General features: G+C 56.0%; 3 protein-coding genes and 1 pseudogene. 1 reads left to right on the top strand and 3 read right to left on the bottom strand.

Annotation, left to right across the window (positions count from 1 at the left end; genetic code table 11):
* The 3 genes and pseudogenes from PR675_RS20535 to PR675_RS20525 all read right to left on the bottom strand — a co-directional run.
* Positions 1-979, bottom strand: a pseudogene (locus PR675_RS20535) (ISL3-like element ISPpu12 family transposase); the annotation flags it as partial.
* Positions 980-1000: 21 nt separating this feature from the next.
* The gene (gene lspA / locus PR675_RS20530) at positions 1001-1513 is read right to left on the bottom strand and encodes a signal peptidase II (RefSeq protein ID WP_003821921.1); all 513 of its coding nucleotides are present in this window, start codon (positions 1511-1513) and stop codon (positions 1001-1003) included.
* 3 nt (positions 1514-1516) lie between these two features.
* Complete coding sequence (locus tag PR675_RS20525) at positions 1517-2413, bottom strand: cation transporter (RefSeq protein ID WP_053409936.1); 897 nt, start codon at positions 2411-2413, stop codon at positions 1517-1519.
* Between the two features lie 95 nt (positions 2414-2508).
* Here PR675_RS20525 and cadR point away from each other — a divergent pair, with 95 nt between their 5' ends.
* Positions 2509-2916, top strand: a complete 408-nt coding sequence (gene cadR, locus PR675_RS20520) for a Cd(II)/Pb(II)-responsive transcriptional regulator (RefSeq protein WP_004364961.1) — start codon at positions 2509-2511, stop codon at positions 2914-2916.
* The last annotated feature ends 88 nt before the right edge of the window (positions 2917-3004 follow it).

The raw sequence follows: 3004 nt of genomic DNA, 5'->3' as shown, positions 1-3004 counted from the left end.
GGCCCTTCGGGATGGTGGCTATCCACTCGTCCAGGGCGGCTTCTGCCTGGAGCCGTGTGGTGGCGTCCCAGATGCCGTAGAAGCGCTCCTTGTGCTCGTAGGCGGCCAGCAGTTGCGGGAACGCGCCTGTCCAGGTCTCCATGATGAGGCGCTCCCGGTCTGAGACTTCGTGAGCGCGTTTCAGCAGGATTTTCCGGTCTCCCTTGAGAGTCCGGCTCTGGGACGGTTTCAGCTCCTTTCTGAGGCCCTTGCGCACTCTCTCTAGGGCATCGTTGGCCATGCGCACCACATGGAACTTATCGACCACGATACGGGCCTGGGGCAGCACAGCCTTGACCGCTGCCCGGTAGGGGTTCCACATGTCCATGCTGACGATCTCGACCTTCTGCCGGTCTTTCAGCTTCATCAGGTAGTTGGTCACCACGTCCTGGCGGCGGGTGGCCAGCAGGTCGAGCAGGGTTCGCTCCTCAATGTTGGTCAGAATGCAGCGGTAGCGCTTGTTCAGGTATAGCTCGTCAATGCCCAGGATGCGGGGCGTCTCGAAGCGGTGCCAGCGCCCCAGGAACTCGGCGCGGGCGTTGAAGATGTCGCGCACCGTCTTCTCGTCCAGGCCGGTCTGTGCCGCCACAAAGGTGTAGGGGTGGTTGAAGGATTCCTTCTCCACGTACTCATGCAGCCGCAGTGTCATACGGAATCCGTCCACCATCTCCGGTAGCTAGGGCCTGAATGTTGTCTTGCAGGCCCGGCAGGTGTATCGGCGGCGGACCACCCAGAGAGTGACCCGCTTGCTGTGGATGGGCAGATCACGATAGGGAACGTCACGCTTGCCGAACCGTACGAACTCACCCTGCACGCCGCATTCCTCGCAGGCGATGGGATCGGGCACGTCCACCTGGAAGTGCATTTCGTCGTCGGTTGATTTGCAGCCCAGTACTTGGTATTGCGGCAGGTGAAGGATGTTGTCGGGAAGTTCGGTCATGGTGTTGTATAGGCGTAGGTGTCAGTCAGATCCATCCGACTCGGCATTGGTGTTTGCTTTTTTACCCAACAAGCTGCTGGAAACGAAAAGTAAGGCACCGAGGACAATTGCAATATCAGCCAGGTTGAAGGCCGGCCAATGCCAGTCTCGCCAATAGAAATCAAAGGAATCCACAACATAGCCGCGAAAGACCCGGTCAATCAGGTTGCCCATGGCGCCACCGAGGATAAGACTGTAAGCGATGGCTTCTCCTTTATGACGATTTTCAAGGATCAGCTTGATCAGAAAAATCGAGACCACTACCGCGATTCCGATAAAAAAGTAGCGCTGCCAGCCTCCACCATTCGCAAAAAGACTGAATGCGGCACCGGTGTTCCATAGGTGCACCCAGTTAAAGAACGGGGTCACCGAAACATACTCGCCATAGGCCATTGATTGCTGCACCAGCCACTTTACAGCCTGATCAGACGCTGCCAGCAGGCCCGATATGGACAATAGGGCATACGGCGAGAGCTTTTTGCCAATAATGAGCATTATTTAACCCTTCAACGCCAAAATGCGTCTGGCACCGTTAAGTACAATGCCCCCCGCGATGGTGCCGATAATCAGATCCGGATAATTGGACCCGGTCCACGCGACCAGGGCGCCGGCGGTGATGACCCCCAGGTTGATCACCACGTCGTTGGCCGAGAATATCCAGCTTGCCTTCATGTGCGCCCCGCCTTCCCGATGTTTGGATATGAGCAGCAGACAACTGGTATTGGCAATCAATGCGACGAATGCGATAGCCATCATCACCAGCGATTCAGGCTCACTACCGAATACAAAGCGCCTCACGACCTCTACGAGTACGCCAACAGCCAAAACCAGTTGGACCACACCAGCAACGTGCGCAACACGGACCTGCCTTTTCACGCTATGCCCAACCGCATAAAGAGCGAGTCCGTACACTGCCGCATCAGCAAAATTGTCCAGAGACTCTGCAATGAGGCCAGTTGACTGAGCCATCAGACCGGCAGTCATTTCCACCACGAACAGAAGTGCATTGATGCCGAGCAACCAGCGCAGGGTCCCGGATTCTTGCTTAGCAGAAGCTGCCGAAAACTCGGCGGCCTTGATGGTCTCCGGATTTGCAGCGACGGTTTCCTGAAGCGAGGCGCCTAGCCCCAAGGTCTTCAGTTTCGAGGTGACGGGCTCGACCTCGCCGTCATGCACGACCTTCAGCCGGCGGTTCGACAAGTCGAAGGACAGCGCCCGAATCTCCTCAAAGCCGTTCAGGGCTAGGCGAATCATTCGTTCTTCTGATGGACAGTCCATCTTCGGCACGGCATAAACACTGACCCATCTCCCTGGCGCCTCGGAGGAGGCCTGTATATCGGTATCCGCTGCGGACGTTGCATCACCGCCACAGGCGCCACCACAGGATTTGCTCATGATACGACTCCACTTGAACAATGTTGTGGTACCATTTAAAACTATAAAGCTACTATAAGGTCAATAGAGTAAAGAATCCGTTGGGGAGGAGGCTGATGCGCATTGGTCAGTTGGCGCAGTTGGTAGGGGTCGAAACACAGACGATCCGCTTCTATGAACAGCAGGGCTTGTTGCCGCCGCCTGATCGGCAGGACAACGGTTACCGTGTCTATACCGAGAAGCATGGTGAGGGGCTGGCCTTCATCCGTCGCTGCAGAATCCTGGGCCTGTCACTGGCTGAGATTCACGAACTACAGAGCTATCAGGACGACCCTCATCAGCCTTGTACCGCCGTCAACGCCTTGCTCGATGATCACATCTCTCATGTGCGGTCGCAGATAACCGCTCTGCAAGCGCTTGAGAAACAACTCGTTTCACTGAGAGCGAGTTGCAACGATGACCGGGAAGTTGAGGCGTGTGGGGTTCTTGCTGGAATTAGCGAAGGAAACATGCACCAGCAGTAGGTGAAGCATCAACCAGATAATCCGATGAGATGCCGGTCTGTCTCACTCTCATGCAAAGGTAAGATCAACCATTTAATCCGCTTACCCT

This window comes from Providencia sp. PROV261, from assembly GCF_028477945.1.
GTDB lineage: Bacteria > Pseudomonadota > Gammaproteobacteria > Enterobacterales > Enterobacteriaceae > Providencia > Providencia stuartii.
The sequence above is the reverse complement of the archived record's forward strand: the minus strand, read 5'-3'. Positions and strand labels throughout refer to the sequence as shown.